This is a genomic window from Pyrobaculum sp. (assembly GCF_049971835.1).
Taxonomy (GTDB): Archaea; Thermoproteota; Thermoprotei; order Thermoproteales; family Thermoproteaceae; genus Pyrobaculum.
The window spans coordinates 1-1,782 of sequence record NZ_JBMFKV010000318.1 but is presented as its reverse complement, the minus strand read 5'-3'; the positions used below and the strand labels follow the sequence as shown (position 1 = coordinate 1,782).

Genomic DNA, 1,782 nt, shown 5'->3' with positions numbered 1-1,782 from the left:
CGAGGTACAAGAAGCGGCGGCGCATAAAGACGGCCGTCTAGTTTTTATATGCGGGAGCCGGGGTGGACATGTTCGAGATCTCGCTGATGCGGCTCATGGTGCGGACGTCGCGGTACAGGCTGGCGGTGTACCCCGACACCACAGCTGTGATGTACACGACAGACCCGGCCCTCGCCGCCGCGGCGAGGCAAGACGCGGAAAAGATCGAGGATCTCGACGGGCTGTACGTAATAAAACTGAAAAAAGAGGCAGTCGCCAAGTACCTCCCCTAGTACACGTCGCTGAGCTCCACGACGCCGCCCACGTACTCGACGCCGTCGACTCTGTATATAGGTTTTACAAACCTGCGCCGCGTCTTGACGTCAACCTCCATAGAAAGAAAGATTGAGGAGGTGTATAAACCTGAAAAAAGGGGGGTGTTAGGTTACTACTGCGTAGGCGATATAGCCGGCGGCTTGGGCGCGGTAGACCGTGCCCCGCGACGCGGCGGCTGTGAGCGCTGTGGGGACCTCTACATCGTCGAAGCCGCCGCCTGTTTCTATGTCGTCGTCTGTTTCTGCCCTAGCCTCGAATATTAATCCGTCGGCTGTGTCGTACGCGAGTACGTGGCCGAGGTAGCCGTCGCGCACCACGATGTACTTGGAGTCGGGCGCCGCCTTGAACAGCGCCCACAGCGCCATGACGTTGCTGTCCCAGTCGCCGTGTGTGTATACCGTTACGGCTTTCTTCTCAAGAAGCTCCAACAGCTTCCTCAGATTAGTCTCAACAACAACGTCGCTGAAGCAACGCTCTTTACCGTTCAGCGCTACGCATATCATGTCCGAAGCCGCTTCAACTTTCTCCGCCTCGGGGTAGATGCGTCTAACAGCATCGGCGATGTCGTCGACGTGTACGGCCTCGCCGTTGATGACACACGCCCAGCCCCCGCCGCGCTCCTTGATGCACACATTCTGCTGTTCGAAGTACACAACCGGCTTTGAGTACTCTTTTCTGTTTTCCATGCCCTTAATGGAAATATAGGACTTTTAAACCTTTCTACGACCCACAGCTGTGGGTCTAGGCGGAAAGGCTAGGCGGAGAGGGCCCGCCTCGCGGCGTCGGTGAAGGCGGCGACGTCGCGGGCGTAGAAAAGCCCGCCTTGCCGCTTGATCAGCTGGACCCAGTTGTAGTTCTCGTCGCCGGGCGGTATGAGAATTAGGCGCGTCCTCTTGGCGAGGCCGCTCCTCTCGAAGCGCTCCAAGATCTCCGGCTCGGCCTCCGTGATCCCGTCTGAAATCACGATGTAGATGTAGTCAGGGCGGCCGATTCTGAGGATCTCCTCAAGGACGGGGGTGGCGTTTGTCCCGCCGTCTGCCTGTATGGTGAGTAGTACCTCGGCGACGCGGCGCCGCGGAACCGGCCCCTCCACCTTGGTGTCGAAGAGATAAATATCGGCGTCCAACTTAGCATAGAGGGCCAGCGCGAGGCCGGCGGCTAAGGCTATCTTCTCCACGTCGCCGCCCCACCCAAGAGGGGCGGCCATGGAGCCGCTCTTGTCCAGGAAGACCACGGGCTTCACAGCGGCCGCGCGCTCCCAAGACGCCGCCTGCCTCTGGGCAATCTTAAGAGCCAGCAACAGCTGGCCGGCGGAGCCCATCTGGCTGAGCGCCAGCTCCGACGGCAGAATATCCGCTATCTTGCCGAGGTCTCTGAGTTGCGTGACCCCGGCGATGCCTCCGTATGTCGCCGCGGTCTGCATGTGCGTAAGAGACGTCGGCACCGCCTCTGAGAACGTCTTTAGCG

General features: G+C 59.9%; 3 protein-coding genes. 1 reads left to right on the top strand and 2 read right to left on the bottom strand.

Annotation, left to right across the window (positions count from 1 at the left end; translation table 11 throughout):
• The first annotated feature begins 68 nt into the window (after positions 1 to 68).
• A complete protein-coding gene (locus ACP5J3_RS14165; protein WP_428496272.1) occupies positions 69 to 272 on the top strand; it encodes a hypothetical protein in 204 nt (67 codons plus the stop codon).
• A 147-nt stretch (positions 273 to 419) separates the two neighbouring features.
• On the opposite strand, the gene ACP5J3_RS14160 is transcribed toward ACP5J3_RS14165, so the two are convergent.
• Both ACP5J3_RS14160 and ACP5J3_RS14155 read right to left on the bottom strand, forming a co-directional pair.
• Complete coding sequence (locus tag ACP5J3_RS14160) at positions 420 to 1,001, bottom strand: hypothetical protein (protein ID WP_428496271.1); 582 nt, start codon at positions 999 to 1,001, stop codon at positions 420 to 422.
• Positions 1,002 to 1,069: 68 nt separating this feature from the next.
• A partial coding sequence (locus ACP5J3_RS14155) for a hypothetical protein (protein ID WP_428496270.1) occupies positions 1,070 to 1,782 on the bottom strand: 713 nt, incomplete at its 5' end.